The 21,442-nt window shown below is 63.4% G+C and carries 21 protein-coding genes and 2 pseudogenes; 8 read left to right on the top strand and 15 right to left on the bottom strand.

Annotation, left to right across the window (positions count from 1 at the left end):
* The first annotated feature begins 51 nt into the window (after positions 1-51).
* Positions 52-639 (top strand): TetR/AcrR family transcriptional regulator, encoded by a 588-nt coding sequence (locus ACQY4S_RS03295; protein WP_428483775.1) that lies wholly within the window; start codon positions 52-54, stop codon positions 637-639.
* A gap of 61 nt (positions 640-700) precedes the next feature.
* A complete protein-coding gene (locus ACQY4S_RS03290; protein WP_428483774.1) occupies positions 701-937 on the top strand; it encodes a recombinase family protein in 237 nt (78 codons plus the stop codon).
* Here ACQY4S_RS03290 and tnpC (ACQY4S_RS03285) read toward each other — a convergent pair.
* On the bottom strand, positions 861-1,448 hold the full coding sequence (gene tnpC / locus ACQY4S_RS03285) for an IS66 family transposase (RefSeq protein WP_428484627.1): 588 nt from the start codon (positions 1,446-1,448) through the stop codon (positions 861-863). The genes ACQY4S_RS03290 and tnpC (ACQY4S_RS03285) overlap by 77 nt on opposite strands.
* 332 nt (positions 1,449-1,780) lie before the next feature.
* Here tnpC (ACQY4S_RS03285) and ACQY4S_RS03280 point away from each other — a divergent pair, with 332 nt between their 5' ends.
* Entirely contained in the window at positions 1,781-3,442 is a 1,662-nt protein-coding gene (locus ACQY4S_RS03280; protein ID WP_428483773.1) for a recombinase family protein, read from the top strand.
* On the opposite strand, the pseudogene tnpC (ACQY4S_RS03275) reads toward ACQY4S_RS03280, so the two are convergent.
* Positions 3,380-4,399 (bottom strand): annotated as a pseudogene (tnpC, locus tag ACQY4S_RS03275) (IS66 family transposase); the annotation flags it as partial. The gene ACQY4S_RS03280 and the pseudogene tnpC (ACQY4S_RS03275) overlap by 63 nt on opposite strands.
* 511 nt (positions 4,400-4,910) lie before the next feature.
* On the opposite strand from tnpC (ACQY4S_RS03275), the gene ACQY4S_RS03270 reads away from it, so the two are divergent.
* Positions 4,911-7,004: a recombinase family protein gene (locus ACQY4S_RS03270; RefSeq protein WP_428483772.1), complete on the top strand. Its 2,094-nt coding sequence runs from the start codon at positions 4,911-4,913 to the stop codon at positions 7,002-7,004.
* 57 nt (positions 7,005-7,061) lie between these two features.
* On the opposite strand, the gene ACQY4S_RS03265 is transcribed toward ACQY4S_RS03270, so the two are convergent.
* The 10 genes from ACQY4S_RS03265 to ACQY4S_RS03220 form a co-directional block, all read right to left on the bottom strand.
* Positions 7,062-8,195, bottom strand: a complete 1,134-nt coding sequence (locus ACQY4S_RS03265; protein WP_428483659.1) for an ISAs1 family transposase — start codon at positions 8,193-8,195, stop codon at positions 7,062-7,064.
* Between the two features lie 58 nt (positions 8,196-8,253).
* Entirely contained in the window at positions 8,254-8,544 is a 291-nt protein-coding gene (gene tnpB, locus ACQY4S_RS03260; protein WP_428483771.1) for an IS66 family insertion sequence element accessory protein TnpB, read from the bottom strand.
* A gap of 130 nt (positions 8,545-8,674) precedes the next feature.
* Positions 8,675-9,617, bottom strand: a protein-coding gene (locus ACQY4S_RS03255; RefSeq protein ID WP_428483280.1) for an IS630 family transposase whose coding sequence is annotated in 2 segments (ribosomal slippage) — positions 8,675-9,280 and positions 9,282-9,617 — 942 coding nt in all. Because the reading frame shifts where the segments join, the coding sequence is not laid out codon by codon here.
* A gap of 89 nt (positions 9,618-9,706) precedes the next feature.
* Entirely contained in the window at positions 9,707-9,976 is a 270-nt protein-coding gene (gene tnpA, locus ACQY4S_RS03250; RefSeq protein WP_428483770.1) for an IS66-like element accessory protein TnpA, read from the bottom strand.
* Positions 9,977-10,315: 339 nt separating this feature from the next.
* Entirely contained in the window at positions 10,316-11,440 is a 1,125-nt protein-coding gene (dnaN, locus tag ACQY4S_RS03245; RefSeq protein ID WP_428483769.1) for a DNA polymerase III subunit beta, read from the bottom strand.
* 134 nt (positions 11,441-11,574) lie between these two features.
* Entirely contained in the window at positions 11,575-12,237 is a 663-nt protein-coding gene (locus tag ACQY4S_RS03240) for a MarC family protein (RefSeq protein WP_428483768.1), read from the bottom strand.
* A gap of 4 nt (positions 12,238-12,241) precedes the next feature.
* Positions 12,242-13,651 (bottom strand): amidase, encoded by a 1,410-nt coding sequence (locus tag ACQY4S_RS03235; protein WP_428483767.1) that lies wholly within the window; start codon positions 13,649-13,651, stop codon positions 12,242-12,244.
* Between the two features lie 16 nt (positions 13,652-13,667).
* Positions 13,668-14,396, bottom strand: a complete 729-nt coding sequence (locus ACQY4S_RS03230) for an SDR family NAD(P)-dependent oxidoreductase (protein WP_428483766.1) — start codon at positions 14,394-14,396, stop codon at positions 13,668-13,670.
* Between the two features lie 308 nt (positions 14,397-14,704).
* Positions 14,705-15,019, bottom strand: a complete 315-nt coding sequence (locus ACQY4S_RS03225; RefSeq protein WP_428484626.1) for a putative toxin-antitoxin system toxin component, PIN family — start codon at positions 15,017-15,019, stop codon at positions 14,705-14,707.
* Positions 15,020-15,111: 92 nt separating this feature from the next.
* Positions 15,112-15,375: a hypothetical protein gene (locus tag ACQY4S_RS03220; protein WP_428483765.1), complete on the bottom strand. Its 264-nt coding sequence runs from the start codon at positions 15,373-15,375 to the stop codon at positions 15,112-15,114.
* A 184-nt stretch (positions 15,376-15,559) separates the two neighbouring features.
* On the opposite strand from ACQY4S_RS03220, the gene ACQY4S_RS03215 reads away from it, so the two are divergent.
* From ACQY4S_RS03215 to ACQY4S_RS03205, 3 genes are read left to right on the top strand one after another with little or no spacing between them, the layout of a single operon-like run.
* Complete coding sequence (locus tag ACQY4S_RS03215) at positions 15,560-15,859, top strand: DUF4160 domain-containing protein (RefSeq protein ID WP_428483764.1); 300 nt, start codon at positions 15,560-15,562, stop codon at positions 15,857-15,859.
* Positions 15,792-16,193, top strand: coding sequence for a DUF2442 domain-containing protein (locus tag ACQY4S_RS03210; RefSeq protein ID WP_428483763.1), 402 nt, complete (start codon positions 15,792-15,794; stop codon positions 16,191-16,193). Before ACQY4S_RS03215 ends, ACQY4S_RS03210 begins: the two co-directional genes overlap by 68 nt.
* A gap of 45 nt (positions 16,194-16,238) precedes the next feature.
* A complete protein-coding gene (locus ACQY4S_RS03205) occupies positions 16,239-16,784 on the top strand; it encodes a hypothetical protein (protein WP_428483762.1) in 546 nt (181 codons plus the stop codon).
* 153 nt (positions 16,785-16,937) lie between these two features.
* Here the strand turns inward: ACQY4S_RS03205 and ACQY4S_RS03200 are convergent, their stop codons facing one another.
* From ACQY4S_RS03200 to ACQY4S_RS03190, 3 genes and pseudogenes are all read right to left on the bottom strand, one after another.
* Positions 16,938-17,360 carry a lipocalin-like domain-containing protein gene (locus tag ACQY4S_RS03200; protein WP_428483761.1) on the bottom strand — a complete coding sequence of 141 codons (423 nt, stop codon included), beginning with the start codon at positions 17,358-17,360 and terminating at the stop codon, positions 16,938-16,940.
* 246 nt (positions 17,361-17,606) lie between these two features.
* Positions 17,607-18,521, bottom strand: a complete 915-nt coding sequence (locus ACQY4S_RS03195) for a PhzF family phenazine biosynthesis protein (protein ID WP_428483760.1) — start codon at positions 18,519-18,521, stop codon at positions 17,607-17,609.
* A gap of 263 nt (positions 18,522-18,784) precedes the next feature.
* Positions 18,785-20,272: pseudogene (locus ACQY4S_RS03190) on the bottom strand (IS1182 family transposase).
* Here ACQY4S_RS03190 and ACQY4S_RS03185 point away from each other — a divergent pair.
* Positions 20,259-21,389, top strand: a complete 1,131-nt coding sequence (locus tag ACQY4S_RS03185) for a phosphotransferase (RefSeq protein ID WP_428483759.1) — start codon at positions 20,259-20,261, stop codon at positions 21,387-21,389. The pseudogene ACQY4S_RS03190 and the gene ACQY4S_RS03185 sit on opposite strands and share 14 nt — an antisense overlap.
* Positions 21,390-21,442 lie beyond the last annotated feature (53 nt).

The raw sequence follows: 21,442 nt of genomic DNA, 5'->3' as shown, positions 1-21,442 counted from the left end.
CTGACATATAAGCGTAGAGACAGCGCCTGACAATACGTATATGGACGGTCCATGCCACGCAGCGGAGAAGACGCGCGCCGCCGCCTTCAGCAGGCAACCTTGGAGCTGTTCCACGAGCGTGGCTACGACGCGACGACGACGGCTGAGATTGCCGCCAGGGCCGGCGTCACGGAGCGCACCTTCTTCCGGCACTTCCCCGACAAGCGGGAGGCATTGTTTGACGGAGAAGAGGCATTTCGCGACGCCTTGACCGACGCGGTTGCCAGGGCGCCCGAGGGGCTGGCGCCCATGGACGCCTTGCTCTGCGCGTTCCGCTCAGTCGAGCCGATGCTTGAGCGCAATCGTCCCTTCACCGAGCCTCGGCAGGCGATCATTGCCCGTACACCGGCGCTGCAGGAGCGGGTACTGACGAAGACGGCGAAGTTGATTGGCGCTCTGTCAGCCGCGTTAAGCCGCCGAGGCTTCGACGATGGCCTCGCGGCCCTCGCTGCTCAGGTCGGGATGGCCGCCCTCGGCTACGCCGCGAAAGCCTGGTTTGACGACCCGGGGCCAGGCCTGGATGCGCACCTGAGGCGCGCCTTTGACACGCTGCATCACCTCTCGCCGACCATCCGTCCACAAGACCTGAACGTCGGCTAGCCACACGAGCGGCGATTGCTGCTATGGCTGAATGCGGAAAACCACCGTTTGATGCAGGAAGGTGCTGACTGGCGGGATCGACACGACCGGCTCCACGGATCGCTTGGTGTTCGGCATCTTTGCCACTCTGTCCGAGTTTGAGCGCGACCTGATCAAGGAGCGCACCTTGGCTGAACTCGCCGCAGCCGTAAGCGTCCGGTCAGGCACGCGGCCTCACTTGCTCAAGCGGCGTCGCGTTGATCCAGCCGGGTTCGGACGCTGGTCATATTCCAAGGCAGCAGTTCATCAACCCGCTTGACCGGATGGTCGGCGATCCGTGCCAGCACCTGGCGCAGATAGTCCTCTGGATCAAAGCCATTCAGCTTTGCAGTTTCGATCAGCGAGTATGCTGCCGCCGCCCGCTCGCCGCCGGAATCCGAACCGGCGAACAGCCAGTTCTTTCTACCCAGACACATCGGCCGCATCGACCGCTCGGCGGCGTTGTTGTCGATGCAGGTGCGGCCATCGCGCAGCACCAGTGTCAGCGCCTCCCAGCGTGCCAGCGTATAGCGGATCGCCCCGGCCAGATCGCTTTTGCCGGAGATCCGCGCCTGGGTTTTCTCCAGCCAGGCTTTGAGATCGGCAAACAACGGCGCACTCTTCACCTGGCGTGTCGCGAAGCGAACCTCCGGCAGACGCCCGCGAACCGCCGCCTCAATCTGATACAACGCCGCGATGCGCTGGAGCGCCTCGGCCGCCAGCGGCGACTGCGTCGCTTTATGCACATCGAAGAACTTGCGCCGTGTGTGGACCATCCGAACACAATCGATGGTCTGCGTTTTGCTGTCTCGCTCTCCTTCTCTGCCGCTCTCATGTCATACCGGCAACGGAAGGTGCGGCCGGCCGGCTGAGATCGACACTCAGGGGTTGTTGGGGTGGTTCCAATGGAGGATCCCCCGATGCCTTCTGGTTCGCGCTCCATGGTGGCGCCGACCTGGGCAATCCGCTCCGTCACGGTGCGCACCCGCGACGGTGCTGAACGGCTCGACCAGGTTTATCGCCGTCTTATCGCTGACACTCCGTGTGATCAGCCAAAGCTTGCTCCGCATGCCCAGTCGAGCGTGGCAAGCCCGATATTGTCCCCAAACTCAGGAGATGACACATGCGCGCCGCGATCTATGCCCGCGTCTCGACCGAACGCCAAGAACGACAGCAGACCATCGACAGCCAACTCTCAGCCTTACGAGGCTGGGTAAGTGCTCAAGGTCACGTTCTGGCTGATGCCCATGTTTTTCGCGACGAAGGCTTCAGCGGCTCACGTTTGGATCGGCCCGCTTTGGATGCGCTGAGGGATGCGATCCGCGACAGCGTTGTGGACGTGGTGGTCGTGTTCAACCCGGACCGTCTGGCGCGGAAATATGCCTATCAGGTGCTGCTGATGGAGGAGTTTCGTCGGGCCGACTGCGAGGTCGTATTTCTGCATCATCCAATCTCGGATGACCCCAATGACCAGTTGCTGCTGCAGATCCAGGGTGCGATTGCAGAATACGAGCGTGCCGTGCTGGCCGAGCGATTTAGGCGCGGCAAACTGCAGAAGGCGCGTGACGGCAACATCATCAGCGCCAAGGTTCCATATGGCTATCGATACAAGACCCGTTGTGGCGCCGTGCCAGCCCGTCTCGTCGTTGACGATGCAGAGGCATCCATGATCCGCCAACTTTACGCTTGGGTGGCCGATGAGGGGCTCACCATCCGACAGTGTATCAAGCGCCTGAATGACGGCCCATGGGTCACCCGATCAGGCCGTAGGCAGTGGTCATCTTCCGTCGTGCACCACATTCTGACTGATCCCGTCTATATCGGAACCGCCTATGCCAATCGCTTCGACTATGTTGTTCCCAAAAAACCGCGACGGCGGTCACGCCGCAGCACGGAGCGCACCTGCCGGCGTCCCCGGCCATCGGAACAATGGATCGCTATTCCCGCCCCACCGCTGGTGGAACAGCAGGTGTGGGATTGCGTGAAGGCTGCGCTGACACGCAACGCGACCTTGTCATTTCGTCGCAACAAGAAGCACGACTACCTCCTGCGTTGTCTGCTCAAATGCGGTCGATGCGGATTGGGTATTCACGGCTGTTACTTCCCTGCACAGGGCGGTCGGCCTGGTCGGCGCTACTACCGCTGTGCGGGAACGGACCCGCTGACAACGGGTCGTGAAGCAAAATGTCCGCAAGCGCGCATCGAGGCGAACGGGTTGGAGCAGGCGATCTGGAACCATGTGGTTGGCCTGCTCGAAGACCCCAGTCAGGTGCTGGCTCAGTTCGAGCGCTTCGTGACTCAGGCTGCCGGCGATGGAGAAGACAGCAGCGCCAGCCAACTGCGTGCACGTATCGAGCGGCTAAACCGTGCGGACCAGCGACTGCTCGACGCTTACCAGGCCGAAGTTATCAGTCTGGACGAGCTGTCCGGCCAGCGCAAAGCCCTTGCCGAGCAGCGTCAGCGGGCAGAGCAACAACATGAGCAACGCCTTCGTCTGCGTGCGCAAAAGCTTCAGGCTCAGGAGATACTGGCCAGCTTGACAGCTTTCACGCACCGCGTCGGCTCCAGGCTGCAGACCGCCAGCATCACCGAACGCCAAGCTATCCTGCAATTGGTGATCGAGCGCATCATCGTTCATGACGGTAGCTTGGAGATCCAGCATGTCATCCCTCTGCAAGGGCATACGCCAGGGAATGCATCGCCTGCCAAAGTTGGACTGTGTTCGGATGGTGTGAGCCCAACAGAAAGCCAGTTGGGTTGCGCCGTCCGCGGTCGCGGCGACTAGACGGCCGAACCCGGCATAGCCATCGACCTGGAGCAGACCGCGGAATCCCTTTAGATGCACCGCCGGATGATCCGCCTTGCGGTCTTCGCTGTAGACGTAAGCCGCGGCGGAATGGCCCGGCCCCTGCCAGGAGCGATTGTCGACGGCATAGCACCATAACCGTCCGGTCTTGGTGCGTCCCCGGCCGGGGTCGAGCACCGGCAAAGTGGTATCATCGGCAAACACTTTGGGCGACGACAGTACCGTGCTCAGCATCAGTTCGTGCAGCGGGGCCAGCCACCAGCAGGCCCGGCCCACCCAGTTGCATAACGTCGAACGATCCAGCGTCACACCCTGACGGGCGAAGATCTGCGACTGGCGATACAGCGGCAGATGATCGGCATATTTGTTGACCAGCACATGCGCCAGCAGCGCCTCGGTGGCCATGCCACCATCGATCGGCCGCTCCGGGGCGGGCGCCTGCACGACGGCTTGCTCGCAGGCCCGGCAGCCATAGCGCGGACGGCGGATCACCCGCACCCGCAATTGGGCAGGAACGTAATCCAGCATCTCCGCCCGATCCTCACCGATCGGATGCAGCGTGCCGCCGCAGCAGGGACACGCCTTGTCTTCGACATCGATAACGACCTCAACCCGCGGCAGATGTGCCGGCAACGCGCCGCGGTTGCGCTGCGGCGGCTTTATCGGACGCGCCACTGGTTCGGCATCCGACGCCGCCACCGCTGGCGGCGGTATCGCCGCTTCCAACCCGGCTGCCTGCTCGGCCAGGGATTGCTCCAGGTCTTCCAGTCCATGCTGCAATGTCTCGTCGTCCAACTGCTCGGACCGGCGGCCAAACCGATTGCGTTGCAGGCCGGCGATTAGCAGTTGCAGCCGCTCGATCTCGGCCAGCGCCGCGCGCAGGATCAGCTGCAACGTCGCCGGGTCGTCGGGCAGATCGGTGGGGACGGTGAACACACCCGAAGGCTGGATCACCGTAGCGCATCGATGCCAATGAATCCGGCGTGAGCATCCACTCAGCCCGCCAACTCTGGGCGCTGCACACGCCGCGGCATCCGCCAGTCAATCCCTTCCAGCGACAGGACGCAGGGATACCCCTGTGTCTAAGGACACCTGTCCTGATAGGGAGCAAGTTGAGGTGGTTGATCCCACCCATCCGCTGTTCGGCCGCCGGTTCCGGTTAGTGGCGGTCACACGGTCGTTGCAATCCGGCGGCTTTGCTCGTGTAGAATACCGGCCTGGCATCATGATGCAGCTGCCGCTGTCGGTGACCAGCCTGGGATCTGTGCCGCTGCGGCGGGCCAGGCCGACCAAGCTCACGCCCGACGCGCTTGCGGCACTGATCCTGGTTGCCGGTGAACGTGAGGCAGCATGCTTGTCGAGCCCCGCGACGTCTGGCCCCGCTTGCCCGCAGCCATTCGCCGGCAGGTCGCGTCGGACCTCGGCGCCGTGCTGCGGGAGGTGAGCCATGGCTTCGGACCTCGTCAAGCCGAACCACCTGGACCGGCGTGCGGTGATCTACGTGCGGCAGTCTACGCAGCATCAAGTGCTGACCAATCAGGAGAGCACGCGGCTGCAATACGCGCTGCGCCAGCGCGCCCGTGACCTGGGCTGGCGGGAGGCGGACATCGAGGTGATCGATTCCGACCTGGGTCTGAGCGGCTCCAACGCTGCCGGCCGGCAGGGCTTCAAGGATCTCGTCGCGCGCGTCACGCTCGGGGAGGTCGGGCTGATCCTGTCCATCGAGGTCACGCGCCTGGCCCGCAACTGCTCGGATTGGTATCCGCTGCTCGACGTGTGCGGCCACCGGCATTGCCTGATCGGCGACCGCGACGGCATCTACGACCCGGCCCTGCCCGACGGGCGATTGCTGCTTGGCCTCAAGGGCATGATCTCGGAGGTGGAGCTGCACACCATCCGCGGCCGGCTCACGGCCGGCTTGGTCAACAAGGCGCAGCGGGGCGACCTGGCCCTGCAACTGCCCGCGGGGTTGCTGCGCGACCCCTCGGGCGTGGTCACCAAGGACCCGAACCAAGAAGTGCAGGAGCGGGTTGCCCTGGTGTTCGACAGCTTCCTGAAGCTGCGTTCTGCTGTGCGCGTCACCCGCGCCCTCTATGAGCGTGGCTTGGGATTGCCGCGCAACACGCGCCACGGCGAGGTTTATTGGAAAGCGCCGACAATCCCGGCGGTCACGTGCATGCTGCAGAACCCGGCTTATGCCGGCGCCTTTGTTTATGGTCGGACGTGCATGCGCGAGGTGACGCCCGGCGGCAGCCGCAAGCAAGCGCGCCGGCCCGACGAGGGATGGCGGTTCGTGGTGCGGGACCGCTATCCCGCCTATGTGGGATGGGACACGTTCGAGAAGGTCCAGGCGATGCTGCGCGACAACCGGGCCGAGTATGTGCACCTGAAGACCCGCGGCATCCCGCGGGATGGCGCGGCTCTGTTACACGGCATCACTTGGTGCGGCGAGTGCGGCCACAAGATGACGGTGCGCTACAAGGGCGGCAGCCAGTACGTGTGCAATCACCTCCAGGTGCAGCACGGCCACGTCATGGAGGAATGCCAAGTCCTGCGGTCGGCGGCGATTGACGCATGCGTCGCCAGCGCATTCCTGGACGCGGTGACGCCGGCGGAGATGGACGCCTGGAGCGAGGCGCGCCGGGTGGAATGCCAGGCCGACACGGCCCTGCGGCGCGCGGAGGAGCAGCAGGTCGAGCGGCTGCGCTACCAGGCCAGCCTTGCCGAGCGGCAGTTCAACCGCGTGGACCCTGACAACCGGCTGGTTGCGGCCGAGCTGGAGCGGCGCTGGGAGGCGGCGCTGGTCGAGTTGCGCCGCGCTCAGGCGGCCCTGGCCCAGTACATGGCGCCAACCCGGGCCGGGGCGCCGGCGACGCTGGAGCCGCAGCTGCGCGTCCAGGCGCTGGCGGTCGGCCAGGGCCTGTCGGCATTGTGGGCCGACCCTGGCGTCAGCCGCGAACACCGCAAGGCATTGCTGCGCTGCCTGATCGACAAGGTGGTGCTGCGCCGGACGGCGCGGGATGCGGCCGCCGTGCGGGTCGTCTGGCGCGGCGGCGAGGTCAGCGAGATGCAGGTTGCCCTGCCGGTGAACGAGCTGGCCGCTCTGCCGCGCGGCTCCGAGATGGAGGCACGGGTGCTGGAACTAGCCCGGGCCGGGGTGAGGGATCCGGAGATCGTGCAAATACTGACCGCGGAAGGGCACCGCTCTACCCGGCTCAACTTGAGGATATTGCCGAGCACGGTCCAGGCGATCCGCCTCCGCCACGGGGTCAAGGCTGCCTGGCGCTGCACCCGATGGCCGCCCGTGCCGGGCTGGCTGACGGTGGCGCAGGCCGCGGCACGGCTGCCCGTCCCTGAGAAGTGGTTGCGCAAAAAGCTGCGCGCCGGCGTGATCCGGGGCAGGCTGGAGCCAAGCGGGCGATACCTGATCCCAGACCGGCTGGACACCCTGGAAGCCATACGGCTCTTGCGGGCTGGCATCGATTTACAAGCAGACCTGCTGCCAGGTGTGCATCAGCAGGAGGGGCATCATTATGCATGATCGAACAACATCGACAATTGCGCCGCGGTCAGAGACCAGGGGAATCGCTTGAGTGTCTCATGCGATGCGCCGGATGACGTTTTCCAGATAATCCTGATTCCAGCCGGCCTTTTTACGGCGGTTCTTAAAGCTGGTGACGGGTTTCGCCTGGTTCAGTAAATTCATGGCAGTATGTTTCACGACCGCCATGTTGGCAGGGCCATGAGCGGTGCGCAGGCGCGCCAAATCGTCGTGGAATACCACATCCAGCACCCAGTGCAGCCGGTTCTCAATGCCCCAGTGGCTCCGCACGACCCTGGCGAGGGTCTCGGCACTGAGTTTGGTTGAGCACAGGTAGTATCGGGTTTCTGTCTGGATAACGCCGCCCCGCTCGGTTTCGCTTTCGATCATGCCGATGGCGGTCAGGCCAGGGAATGCAAATTCGCCCGGATGACGCCGCTCGGCGAACAGCCAGTTGATGTCGTGGCAGATCGTATGGCGGCGGGTTTCGATCCGGCCATGGTCGCCATCGACGGTCTCGAAGCTTTGCAGCGTCAGCGTTGGTGGTGGATCGGCAAAGACGGTTTCCACTTCGGCATAGGTCGCTGGCCAGTTCTCCTTCAAGGCCAGCACGTAATCGCCACCACCCTCGATGATCGTCTGGGCAATCTCCTTCTGCGTGCCCATGGCATCGATGGTCACCAACGCGCCGGCCAGTTCCAGACGACGCAGCAGCACAGGAATGGCGGTGATCTCATTGGATTTCGCCGACACCGCCTCTTGTCCAAGGACCAATCGCTGACGCGTCGCCCAGGCGGACACCGTATGCAGCGGCAGACGCCCTTTGCCGCGGGCATGGCTGCGACGCGAGGTCTTGCCATCGATCGCGATAATCTCGGGCGTGTCAGTCCGCAACCCGTCTACCCAGGTCAGGAAACATGTCTTGAACAGCTCAGGATCAATCGCCGCGATCACGTCGCACAATGTGTCGTGGCTCGGGATGCCGTGCTTGAACGGCAGAAAACGGCGGAGGAAGCCCTGGCGTTCGCTGCCCCACAGGCTGATTTCGACAAAGTCGTCCGCACCGGCGATGGTCCCGCAGAGCATCAGCAACAGGATTTCCGGTAGAGGATATAGCACCTTCGTCGCTTGGCGCGGGTCCCGGAGGGCCGCGAAGTGGGACAAGAAGCAGGGCTGGCTTGGCATGGACATAGAGACCTCCTGATGAGAGGCTTCCGATGAATCCGATTCTAGCCCGCACGGGAATCCCTCAACCACTCAAGCGATCGCCCTGGGTCAGAGACACCGCACCGTCCTTGGCCTGCGGCCAGACGAAGCGGCCTTTCTCGATCCGCTTGGCATACAGGCACAGACCCTGGCCATCCCAACTCAAAACCTTCACCAGGTCGCCGCGGCGTCCGCGGAAGGCGAACAATTGCCCGCTGAACGGGTCCTGACCAAGATGCTGCTGCACCAGGGCGGCCAGTCCGTCAAAGCCCTTGCGCATGTCGGTCACGCCAGCCGCTAACCACACCCGCACGCCGGGGGGTGGCGCGATCATCCGCGCAGCACCGTCATGACGCAGCGCAGGGCCGCCAGACCAACGTCGTTGCCAACGCGCAGGCGCAGGCCGTCGGGCAACACGATCTCGATCGCCGCCGGCGCCGCTTGTTCACTAGAGCATGATCGTTTTAGGTTGACCCGTAGCCGGAGTTGACGAGGTAATTGGCGCATTCTTCGACGGTATACTCGTCGAGGAGCTTGGCGATCGCTTCGATCACTGCGTCGATGGTGCGGGCGTTGGCCTTGCGCAGCAGGGTTTTGAGTTTGGCGAACACCTGCTCGATCGGGTTGAGGTCGGGACTATAGGGTGGCAGGAAAATCAGCTTTGCACCCGCTGTCCGGATTGCCTTGCGGATGACAGGGCCCTTGTGACTGCTCAGATTATCCATGATCACAACGTCGCCCGGTCGTAACGTCGGCACCAGGAACTGCTCGACATAGGCGCGAAAACTGATCGCGTTCATCGGCTGATCGAGCAGGCATGGCGCATGAATGCCGTCGCATCGCAGGGCGGCAACGAAGGTTTGCGTCTGGCGATGACCATGCGGCACCTTGGCGAGCAGACGCTGGCCGACCGGGCACCGCCCCCGGATCGGGGTCATGTTCGTCTTCGTCCAGGTTTCGTCTACAAAAACAAGCCGTCTGGGATCAACTTTATCCTGCCGCTTTTGCCATTGCAGGCGCCGACGGGCAACATTGGGACGATCCTGCTCGCTGGCGTGCAGGCTTTTTTTTAAAGCTGAGACCAGCGCGGTCAACGATGTTCCAGACAGCAAAATAGCTCACCGTGATGCCACGGTCTTGCAACTCAGCGAGCAGTGCGCGCAACGGCAGATCCGGCTGTTGCGCAATCCGTTCGATAATCCTGTCGCGTTCGTTGGCCAGTGCGAAGGGCCGATGACCACCCAGCCCCTGCGCCGCCACGCTGCCCTTCTGTCGATCCAGCCGCGACCACCGCTGCACAGACGACTCACTGACCTGGAAGAGGGTCGCCGTCTCAAGCCGGCTCCTGCCTGAGCGGAATGCCGCGACAGCGCGTTCTCGCAAATCCAACGTGTAAGGAGCACCCATCCATGCTGGCCTCCGACCCAGCCCACAGCTTGGATCAGATTTTAGGCCGCGCCGGAACCCCTACTCACGCAGGAGTCAACTTAAAACGATCATGCTCTAACAACCGGGGCGGGCACCAAGGCCGGATCAGCCATGCGCACCGGCACGAACCGGGCGGGTGAACTTGCCGTCAGACGGCCCTCACGCACCTGCCGCCGCCAGGTTCGCAGCAAGCTCGGATAAACATCATGCCGGGCCGCGACGGATCGCACTGTCACGCCCGGTTCATGCGATTCAGCGACGATCCGAAGCTTCTCCGTCAGACCCCAGCGGCGCCGCCGTTCCTTACCGTCGATGATCTCGATTGTGGGGTTCGACATCGCTTTAAACCTGACCTTACAGAGCGCTTTAAGGTCAACAGCTTCGACATGTTACCCGAGGTCAGAGCAAGGCGGCCGACGCCGGACGCTTACCCGCAGCCCGCGCGCGCGGCAGAATCGCCGGCAGGCCGCGGCTCATGACGTGCGCCAAGCTGCGCACCGCCATGACGATGATGGCCGACCATAACAACATCGGCGGCGACGGGGCCGAGCAACTCGGCATCTCTATCAGCACGCTCTAGGCCTACGTCGACGGTGAGGGACGGGCGAAGCCACGCGCCCGCAAGCTGCTCGGCCGCTGATCAGCGAATGCCGGTTTCCTCTCTGACGGGCAAGCCTCTACACCCGCATCGGCATCAGCACATACAACGCGGTGGAATCCCCCGCATCCTGCACCACCGTGGGTGCCGATCCGTCGGCGAAGCGAAATTCCACCTGTTCCGGGATCTGGTCGGTGATGTCGTTCAGGTAGCGCGCCTGGAAGCCAATCTCCAGCGGACCGGCATCATACTTCACATGATCCGAGTCGAGTTCCTCGCTCGCCGTCCCCTGTTCAGGGCTGGACGCGGACAACGTCAGCAGATCGCGCGCCAGCGACAGCTTCACCGGGCGTGAGCGTTCCGAGGAAATCGCCGCCACTCGTGCCACCGCATCGGAAAAATCCTTCTTGCCGACGCGCAACACCTTGTCGTTGCCGCGGGGGATAACCCGTTCGTATTCCGGGAAGGTGCCGTCGATCAGCTTGCTGGTCAGCAGCATCTGGTCGGCACGGAACTGGATGCGGGTGTCCGACAGCCCTACCTCCACGTTGCCGGTCACCTCATCCAACAGCTTGCGCAGTTCGTTCACCGTCTTGCGCGGGATGATGACACCGGGCATCGAGGCCGCACCCTCCGGCAGCGGCTCCTCCACCCGCGCCAGCCGATGACCGTCCGTCGCCACGGCGCGCAGCACCTGGGTGCCTTCGCTGTCGGCATGATGCAGATAGATGCCATTCAGGTAGTAGCGGGTTTCCTCGGTGCTGATGGCGAACCGGGTGCGGTCGATCAGGCCGCGCAGGGTGCTCGCTGTCAGGTTGAACTTGTGCGGCAGGCTGCCGGCGGTCATCGACGGGAAATCGTCCACCGGCAGCACCACCAGCTTGGTGGCATAGCGGCCGGCGCGCAGCGAAAGCTGCGCATCGCCGCCTGGATGGTCCAGTTCGACCTCCGCGCCATCCGGCAGCTTGCGGACGATTTCGTACAATGTGGCGGCGGGCGCGGTGCAGGCGCCGTTGCGGGTGGAGCTGGCCGGCACATCCTCCACGATGGCGATTTCCATGTCGGTCGCGGTCAGCGTCAGCTTGCTGTCCCGCACGGCGACCATAACATTCGCCAGGATGGGGATGGTGTTGCGCCGCTCCACCACGCTCTGGACATGGGCCAGCGCCTTGATCAAGGTGGCGCGGTCGGCCTTCAGCTTCATGCTCTGGTTCCTACCTGGGTCCGGCCGCCGGCTGTTGTCCCCGCACGGCGGAGAAGCAAGCGAGTCGCAATAGCCAATCTAGCAATAGACGCCAAGCTCCGCCAAGGATGGTGATAGGCCCGATACGGGGAATATCAGGATCGTCCGGCCAGCAGCGGCCTCAGCACCTCCTGCACGCCGCTGATCAGGATCTGCACGCCGATGCACAGCAGCAGGAACGCCGCCATGCGGGTCAGGGTGCGGCTGCCGGACGGGCTCATCAGCCCGGCCAACCGGTCGGCGGAGCGATAGGTGATCCAGATCAGCGCCGCCATCGCCGCCGCCGCCGCCGTCATTCCCAGGAAGAACCAGCCCAGGCCAGCGAACAGTCTTGGATGCCCGGCGCCCAGGGCAACCGCGACCGAGATCGTGCCCGGGCCGGTGGTGAACGGGATCGTCAGCGGAAACAGCGCGATATCCTCACTGCCCTCGGCGGTCGCGGCCTGTGCCTGTTTGCGTGTCTCCTGATGCTCCGGTGCGTTCAGCAGGTTCCAGCCACTCAACGCGACCACCAGGCCGCCGGCGACCCGCAGCGCGGCGAGCGTGATGCCGAAGAACGCCAGCACATACGACCCGGCCCACAGCGCGCCCATCATCACCACCAGCGAGTTCATCGCGACCCGCCTGGCGATGCCGGCGCGCGCGGCCGATGTGCGGGTTGCTGTCACCTCACGGAAAATCAGCGCGCCGCTGACCGGGTTGACGATAGAGAACAGCGCCGGAAAGCCGAGCAGGAAGGCATTCAGGGCTTCGGACATGGGATCAGGTCAGGGTTGGCCGCTTGTCCGCCCAGGGCTGGATCGCCTCGAACGCGGCCGAGGCCTGCAGCACGCCCAGATCGTCAAACCGCCTGCCGACGATCTGCAAGCCGACCGGCAGGCCCTCGGCGGTGAAGCCGCAGGGCACGCTGGCGGCGGGATTCCAGGACATGTTGAACGGGTAGGAGAACTCGGCCCAGCTAACCCAGTCCCAGGCGTGCTGCGGCCAATGCTCGGGCATCAACCGGTCGGCCGGAAAGGCGGCAACGGACACCGCCGGGGTCAGCAGGAAGTCCCAGTCCTGGAACCAGCGGTGGATGTTGGCGAGGTATGGCATCTTGCGTTCGCGCGCGGCCTGGTATTCAGCGACCGAGACATTGTCCGCCGCCTTGATGCAGGCGACCAGGCCGGGGTCCATCTTCGCCTCCCACCTTTCCAAATGAGGTGCCAGGCGGGTCAGGTGGGCGGCCCAGAAGAAGCGTATGAGTTCCGGGCCAGGAGCGGCCCAGGGAGTCTTCACTTCCTCCACGCTGGCGCCAAGTTCGGTAAAGCGGTGCGCCGCCGCCTTCACCAGGGCCGCGACATCCGGATCGACCCTGGCAAATCCCAGATCAGGGCTGTAGGCGATGCGCTTGCCCTTCACCCCTTCTTGCAGGCGCGCCAGATAGGCGGCGGGCCCCGCCTCCAACGACGTGTAATCCAGCGGATGCGGCCCGGCCATCACCTCCAGGAACAGCGCGTTATCCGCCACGGTTCGGGTGATCGGCCCGTTGTGGGAGGTAAAGTCGCCGGTGCTGACCGGGTAGTACGGCACCCGGCCGAAACTGGGTTTCAGGCCAAACACGCCGCAGAAGTGCGACGGCATGCGGATCGAACCGGCGCCGTCGCTGCCCTGATGCAGCGGGCCGTATCCAGCCGCCGCCGCCGCCGCCGCACCGGCCGAGGAAGCCCCGGCGTTGTAGCCGTGTTTCCACGGGTTGTGGGTGATGCCGGTTAGCGGCGAGCGCGACACGCCTTTCCAGCCGAACTCGGATGTCGTGGTCTTGCCCAGGATGATGGCGCCTGCATCGCGCAGGCGCGGCACCATCGGCGCGTCCTCGGTCGGCTGGTTGCCCTGCATGATCCGGCTGCCGTGCTGCGTCGGCATGTCCTTGGTGATGGCGAGGTCCTTGATGGTGACGGGCACGCCGTGCAGCCGGCCGATCCGCCCGCCGGACATCAGCGCGGCTTCGGCCTTGCGGGCGTCCGCCATCGCCTGGTCCGCGGCGAGGTAGGCGAAGGCGTTGACCTTCGGTTCCAACGTCTCGATCCGGGACAGCAGCGTCCGCATGTACTCGACCGGCGAAAGCTGTTTGGTACGGATCAGTTCCGCGAATTGGGTGGCCGGCAGGAAACCCAGGTCTTCCGAATTCATTCGTTGCCCTTTTCTGCTAATAGGTCGCTCGGCCGCCCGAGACGTCGAACACCGCGCCGGTGGAAAAACCGCACTCCGCGCTGGCCAGCCACAGGATCAACGAGGCGACCTCATCGATTGCGCCGAACCGGCCGATGGGGATCTTCGACAGCATCCAGTCGATCTGCTGCTCGGTCATCTGATCAAAGATCGGCGTCTTGACGGCGGCGGGGGTGACGCAGTTGACGCGGATTTCGCTCGCGGCGAGTTCCTTGCCGAGCGATTTGGTCAGGCCGATCACGCCGGCCTTGGAGGCGGAGTAGGCGGAGGCGTTGGGATTGCCCTCCTTGCCGGCAATGGATGCGATATTGACGATGCGTCCATAGCCGTTCGCTTGCATGAACGGTACCACCGCTCGGCAGCAATAGAAGACACCCTTCAGGTTGATGTCGATCACCCGGTCCCAGGCGGCGACGGGATACTCCCACGTCGGGTGGTTCGGCCCGGTAATGCCGGCGGAGGTGATCAGGATGTCGATTTTTCCCAGTGCCGCGGCGGTGGTCTCGGCGGCGCGGTGGACGGCGTCGGGGTCGGTGACGTCCAGGGTGACTGTATGGGCGGTGTTGGTTTGCGCGAGGGCGGCTTCGTCCATGTCCCACAGGCTGAGCATGGCGCCCTCCGCCGCCAGGCGGCGGGCGATGCCGGCGCCGATGCCGGAGGCGCCCCCGGTGATGATGGCGGTTTGGCCGTCGAAGCGTTGCGGCATGGTTGGGGTTCCTAGGTCGGCAAAGGAGTTTGGGCCGGGCAGGGGGGCGGGTCTAGCCTGCCCCTGCTTCACGCCTCGCGCGGCATCTGCCGGAAACGCTGCCGCCGGTTCTGCACGAAGACATCCTCCACCCGCCCGTCCGTCCGCCGCGTGTGCGGGTTATGGATGGATCTGCCAGAACTCCAGGAAATCCAGCGGCGCTCGCTCGCCGGCTGTGGCAATCAGGACCGGGATGGCTAGCCTGCTGGCGGAGTGCAGGACAGCGGACCGGCGGGGGGACAGCTTCGAGAGGGGCGATGCACCGTCAATCAGTCCGCTACCCCGGCACCGGCGAGGTATTCGGGCGGCTGAAGGATGCGCACGCTGCGCCAGGGGTGCAGAACGAGCAGGTCTTCGTCGCTGCTGACAACGGTCGCAGCGCTAGCCGCAAGGGCCAGCTCGAGATACTTATTGTCCTTAGCGTCTCGGCAGTCGGTCACCGGCACCGTAGGCGCAACAATGATGCCAAATCTGACGAGCTGGCCCACCAGCCCGGCGCGCAACTCCGGATCGATGAAGCGTGCCAGACGCGGCCGGTAAAGCACGTCGAGCAGTTCAGCCATCACCGGTTCCGAGACGGCAATCCGGTCGGTCCGGAAGGCTTAAGGCACGGCCAGATCGAGTACGCTACCCCGGCGGAAAGCAGCGCTGACAAGCGTGGACGCATCGAACACAATCACGACCGCGGTGGCGCGTTTGGCTCCCGGTGCTCGGCATTGTAGGCGGCGAGCTCCGCGTCGAGGATTTCGTCGGTCAGGCCGCGCCGCGCCGCCTCGGCCGAAATCGCATCCATCGTGTCGAACAGGTGCTCGATGCTGACAGGTTGCAGCATGCGGCTAACCAGGCGGCCGGCCATCGCCCTTACCACCGAGTCGTCGAGCGCGGAGGCGACGCTGGCGTCGACGGGAATAGCGATGTCCACGGTGTGGGTGTCTGGCATGAAACTGCCCTCCTGCGTCGTCGCGCCTACAATGTTGCTAGCTTTAGCACCGTAGCGGGATGTGGGTCAGGCGGGCAAGCAAGAGCATGCGATAATGCACAATATTGGACATCGCCCTATGGAAACAGGATGGCGCAGACAAATGGTATCCTCAAAAACCCGTCAAGATGGGTTATAGTCATCCATGGTCACCGTGGTGCGTGCCAATAGCTTGTGCGTCGTCATTTACGTCAACGATCACCGCCCGGCGCACGTCCATGTCTTTGGCGAAAGCGAGGCCAAGATCAACCTGCTCGAACCCGGCGGCTCGCCGGACCTGATCTGGGCCGACGCCATGCGCCGTAGCGACGTCCGGCGCGTCCTGCGGCTTGTGGCCGAACAGCAAGCGCTTCCGCTGAAGCACGGGGAGAGGATGCATGACCGAGTTGACCAAGGTCCAGATCGACGCCGCCCTTCAGCGCGGCCGAGCCGCACGACAGCTTGAGCCGCGGGCCGCGGCAGTACGTTACGATCAGCAGATGGGGCGGGTCGTCGTCGAGCTGACCAACGGGTGCACCTTTGCTTTTCCGCCGCGTCTGGCTCAGGGACTGGAGAACGCGAGCGAGGCGCAGCTCGCCCAGGTCGAGCTTCTGGGCGCCGGCAGCGGGCTGCACTGGGAAGCGCTTGATGCCGACCTGTCGATCCCGGGCCTGATGGCCGGTCTGTTCGGCACCAGGGGCTACATGGCGCGGCACGCCGGCCAGGCGACATCTTCGGCCAAGGCCGCGGCCGCACGATCGAATGGTGCCAAAGGCGGATGTCCTCGTAAGTCCGCCTGACCCTGTTATGCTACTGGCCATGGCGTATCCTGGAGCAGCACGACCGTGGCCAAGCCCAAGGAAACATCACCAACGTGGAGCGACGTAAAGGGAAAGCTGGCCGAGTTCGACCGCGCCGGCCTGTTCGGGATCATCCAGGACCTATATGCCGCCAACAAGGGCAACCAGAGCTTTTTGCACGCCCGGTTCGGTCTCGGCGGCGACGTGCTCGCGCCCTACAAGGCCATCATCGACCGCTGGCTTTGGCCCGACCCCATCAAGAATCAGGACACGTCGGTTGCCACAGCCAAGAAAGCGATCGCGGAATACCGGAAAGCCGCCGGACAGCCCGAGGGTCTCGCGGAGCTGATGGTGTTCTATTGCGAGCGCGCCGCAGGCTTCAGCAACGAGTACGGCATGGATGACGAAGGCTATTTCAACGCCCTGGTGAGAATGTTCGAGCAGGCGCTCAAGGTGTCGGTCACTCTGGCTGTCGGGCGGCGGGAAGTCATGCTGGACCGCCTCGATGCGGTGCGCGACATCAGCCACAACTTCGGTTACGGCGTCGGCGACGACATGGATAATCTGTTGGCCAGGTCTGGCCACAAGTAACTAGATTCTCGATTTGAGGCCTCGATGGACGGCAACCCGGTGTGGGACTCAATCTCCGTTATGGCGTTAACTTATGAAGAGAAAGGTCCTTTATTTTAGCACTTTAATTTTGGCTCATAATTCTTGGTTTCAGTAAAAGCATGGTGCCACCTATCACGATCGTTTCCATAGCAGGGAAAAGACGGTCATCGCTCTCGTCAACGTGCTAATGGCTGGCGTCGACGTCACCTCTAAACGCTCGGGACTGACTTTGAACAGGCGTTCCTGCACAGTTCCGTTCCATGCCTCATTCCATAAAATGTCCGGGCGATAGATAAGCTTCGCCCCTATTAGCTCATAGCGGCCCGCGAACGCGACCATGCTGCGATACAGGATTGCTGCCTCTTGGTCCGTCACTTGGGGCGTGACCGGTGGCGGCCGGTTTTCTGACGTGAACAGCGTCGCCACGTGCCCGCCCGCCATGTAAATCACGGCCGCCCTTGCTTTCTCTCCCAAAGGATAGGCGACAGCGCCGGTTCGGAGGTTCTTCTCTGTACAGGAAATCAGATTCCATGCGCCAACGATCGGATGGTCCACCGCGATAGGATCGCTCGTGGTGTTCGCCCCCTTGGATTGTGGCCCATCATGCTCGAGGCCGCACCAGCACGTCAGACGTCCCGTCCTTCAAACTCTCGACTTTCCGCAAGCTAATTATCGTCCCACGCTCATTACGATCGCACCTTCCGGGAAATTCGAAAACCTTGACTTCTGTGCGGCTCGGTTCTTATGGAAATCGGACTTACTGGGTCGGTGGTGATGACGTTGTGGCCATCGCCTTGATCATCATTGCTTTAGCTCGAAACTGCCCCTCATCGCCCTTACACAGCGCCCGCCCACGAACGCGGTCAGAATGGTGCCTTCCCACCTCGCCCGCGCCAGCAGCAGGCTGGGCCGTCCCATATCCACGCCCTGTCCGACGCGCAACGTCAGCTCGGGCGTTCCCCGCAGGTCGGTGAGCAAGGCCACGGCGGCTGCCGTTGCGCTCCCTGTCGCAGGGTCCTCAATGATTCCGTCCAGCGGCGCGAACATGCGCGCCTGGACGTCGGTCCCCGTCTCCGACGCATTGTCTCCGACGTCGTGCGTGTAGGCGTAGACGGCGTCGGCCCCATCGAGCGGGAGGTGAGCGGCGTAGGCCGCGAGATTGGGGCGTGCGCGGCGCAGCGCCTCACGCGAGGCAAGTTCGACGGCGAGGAACGGCAGTCCGACCGAGATCACCTGAGGCGCATGCGCGGCGGTAACCACGTCCTCGGGCCGCAGCGTCAGCAGCGCCGCAGCCGCCTCCGGCGCGAGCCGGCCGAGGCGCGACAACGGCTCTGGCGCCGTTAGTTCCGCGCCCACTATGCTGCTGTCATCGCGGAGAGGGCGCACGGGCACGAGGCCGGCCTCCTCCTCGAACACGAACTGGTCCGGCACGGCCTCGTTGCGCGCGACCATCTCCCTCGCCAGCACAAATGCCGTTCCAACATTCGGGTGCCCGGCGAACGGCACCTCAACGCGGGGGGTAAAGATGCGCACCCGCGCCGTGTGGACAGGGTCGTGCGGGGGCATGACAAAGGTCGTCTCTGATAGGTTGAACTCGGAGGCAATGGCCTGCATCGCCTCCGTTGAGAGACCTTCAGCGTTGAGGACAACCGCAACTGGGTTGCCGCCAAAAAGGCGTTCAGTAAATACGTCAGCAGTGGCGAAGTGAAGGTGCATTGGCTTAGGCTAGCACCCTTCGCCGCTACGTCCCAAGACAACGTCCGGATCAACTTGCAAACTGCCCGCCGCCGCCGTTACCGAAAGTCTTGCAGACTGTGCGAAAACACGCTTGAGCGGGAACGCTGGTGAAATTGGCGTTCAGATGTGCACGCCAAGATCCTGGTGATCCGACCGGGCGATTTCCGGGAAAGCCCCGGTTCCGCATCATGTTGTCCACGGTTATGCCCGCCAGGCGGACAAAACCCGCCAGTAGAAGCCTTTCAGGCCGCGACAGCGGCCATCAGCTCGGCGAACCCGACGATATTGAGCCCCCGCCGGAGATTATAGGCGAGCGCCGTCAAGCTGAATTCGGCACGCACCTTCGCCAGACCGCGCATCAAAAACCCACCCGGGCTCATCCACTGCTTGATGGTGCCAAACGGATGTTCAACTGTCTCGCGGCGGCGGTCGAGAACCTCGGGGCGCTGCGCCAGGCGGGCTGCCATCCGGTCCAACACCGCTTCGTTCTCAAGACGCGAGACGGTGCGAAACTTGCCTTTCGTGCAGCGCGAACGGATCTTGCAATCATCGCATGCCAGCTTGTTGACGTAGTTAGTCCTCTTCAGACCCCGCAGCAGCGATGATGAATAGGGATAAAGCCGCTGACCCGCCGGACAAACATAGCTGTCGCTGTCGGCGTCGTGGCTGAACTCATCCTTGCGGAACAGGCCGGCCTTGACCGAGGGACCGCGCTGCGGCCGCGGCACATAGGGCGTGATCCCGGCGTTCTCGCAAGCCTCGATGTCCTCGATCTTGAAGTAACCTTTGTCGGCCACGGCATCGATCGTCTCGACGCCGAGGATCTCCTTTGCCGCCTCGGCGGTTTGCGTCAGCAGCCCTCTGCTGGCCATTCCACCAAGCTATGCTTGGCGGAACCTTTGGCCAGCCTCGCCCATGTCGACGACCTGGTTGGTGACCTGCTGCTCGACGATCAGCTTGTGCTTGGTATCAACCGCAACCTGGACGTTGTAGCCCACGGCAACATGCGTATGCGCGGCCATCGCACGGCTATCGGGATCCGTCAGTGAAATCTGATCCTCGCCGGTGCGATCCAGTTCAGCCAGCATGGTCTGGCATCGTGTGCGCCGTGCGCGGATTGCGGTGATCTTCTCGGCCAGGTTCTTGACCCGTGAGCCAGCGGTTTGGCTTTCCGTCACATCACTCTGATCGAGACGCTGCAGATAATCTTCGAGTTTGGCATCCGCGAGCTTGATGAACGTGGCCAGCGCGGCGCGGGTGAAGTTGCGGTCCTTGTTGTTGACCGCCTTGATGCGGGTGCCATCCACCGCCAGCAACTCTCGGCCGAACAGATCCAACTGACGGCACAGCAGCACGAACTGACGAAAGATCGGGCGAAAGGCGTTGCGGTTGTCGCGGCGGAAATCAGCAATCGTCTTGAAGTCCGGCTTCAGATGGCGCAGCAGCCAGATCACCTCGATGTTGCGATGCGTCTCGGCTTCTAGCCGGCGGCTCGACCGCACTCGGTTGAGGTAACCGTAGATGTAGAGCTTCAGAAGATCGCTCGGCGCGTAGCCAGGCCGGCCGGTCAGCTTCGGCATCACACGGGCGAACCCGGCCGCAGTCAGATCCAGACCGTCGACAAAGGCTTCAATGAAACGAACCGGGTTCTCTGCACCGACATAGTCATCCAGCGATTCGGGCAGCAGCAGGATCTGGGATCGGTCGTCACCGGCAATGTGCGTCATGATGTCGTATTCTACCGCACCTCACAGCGCACGGGAATCCGTTGCGGCAAAGATTTCACACGGTCTGCTTGAGTTCCGGAACGTGAGGGGGCTGGCGGGATGTGCTAACAAGACGGTCATGACCACAAACGACTCTGCCGCCTATCCTGATGAGCACAGTGAGACTATCCGATCGGCGATCGGGGCTGCGTTTGGTTCTATTCCGATAGACGCGATCACACCTATTACAGGCGGAGCTTCAGGTGCATTGACCTTTCGGGTCGAAGTCCGGAGCCGACGATACGTTGTGCGGCTGGAGGGCGTTCCAAGTCCGCTGCGGAACCCACATCAATACGTTTCCATGCGTATTGCTGCGGACGCGGGGATTGCTCCGATAATCCGCTACGTTGATGAAACAGCCCGTGTTGCAGTGATTGACTTTGTCGAAAGTCAACCATTGGCGCGGTTTCCGGGCGGTTCTCCTGCGCTGGCACAGGCGCTTGGACAGTTACTTAGGCATGTGCAGGCTACACCGCAATTCCCCCGTTTTGTCGAGTATCCGGACATTGTGGGCCGCCTATGGGCCCATGTTTGCCGCACCGGTCTCTTCGCCCCTGGCGTGCTTGATGCACACACCGAGCACCTTTCGCGCATCCGCGAAACCTATGTGTGGGACCCAACCGATTCCGTCTCAAGCCACAACGACGCCATCCCCAGCAACATCCTGTTTGATGGTAGACGCTTGTGGTTAATCGACTGGGAGTCGGCCTACCGGAATGATCCTCTCGTGGATGTGGCAACCATGCTTGATAATCTCGCACCTTCGCCGGAGCTGGAAAACGTGTTATTGAAGGCTTGGCTAGGCCGCGAGGCTGACGAAAGCTGTCTTGCCCGGCTCGCGCTGATACGCGCTTTAACACGCCTCTACTATGCCGGCGTCTTTCTTAGCGCCTCTGCGGCGATCCCGCGAGCAATGCCGGATGGCGATCTGTCTGCTCCAACCCTACCTGAGTTCCGCCGCGCAATTCTGGAAGGACGGCAGAAGGCGGGCGCACCCGAGACCAAGCACATCTTGGGCAAGATGTTCCTTGCTTCGTTCATCAGCAACGCTGTGCCGCCGGGGTTCGATGCCGCCGTATAGCACCAGGAGCCGCATGATATACTTATGGCAAGTCGGCGCTCGCATATCCCTGA

Origin of the sequence: Rhodopila sp. (assembly GCF_965276935.1) — a bacterium.
Lineage (GTDB): Bacteria > Pseudomonadota > Alphaproteobacteria > Acetobacterales > Acetobacteraceae > Rhodopila.
The sequence above is the reverse complement of the archived record's forward strand: the minus strand, read 5'-3'. Positions and strand labels throughout refer to the sequence as shown.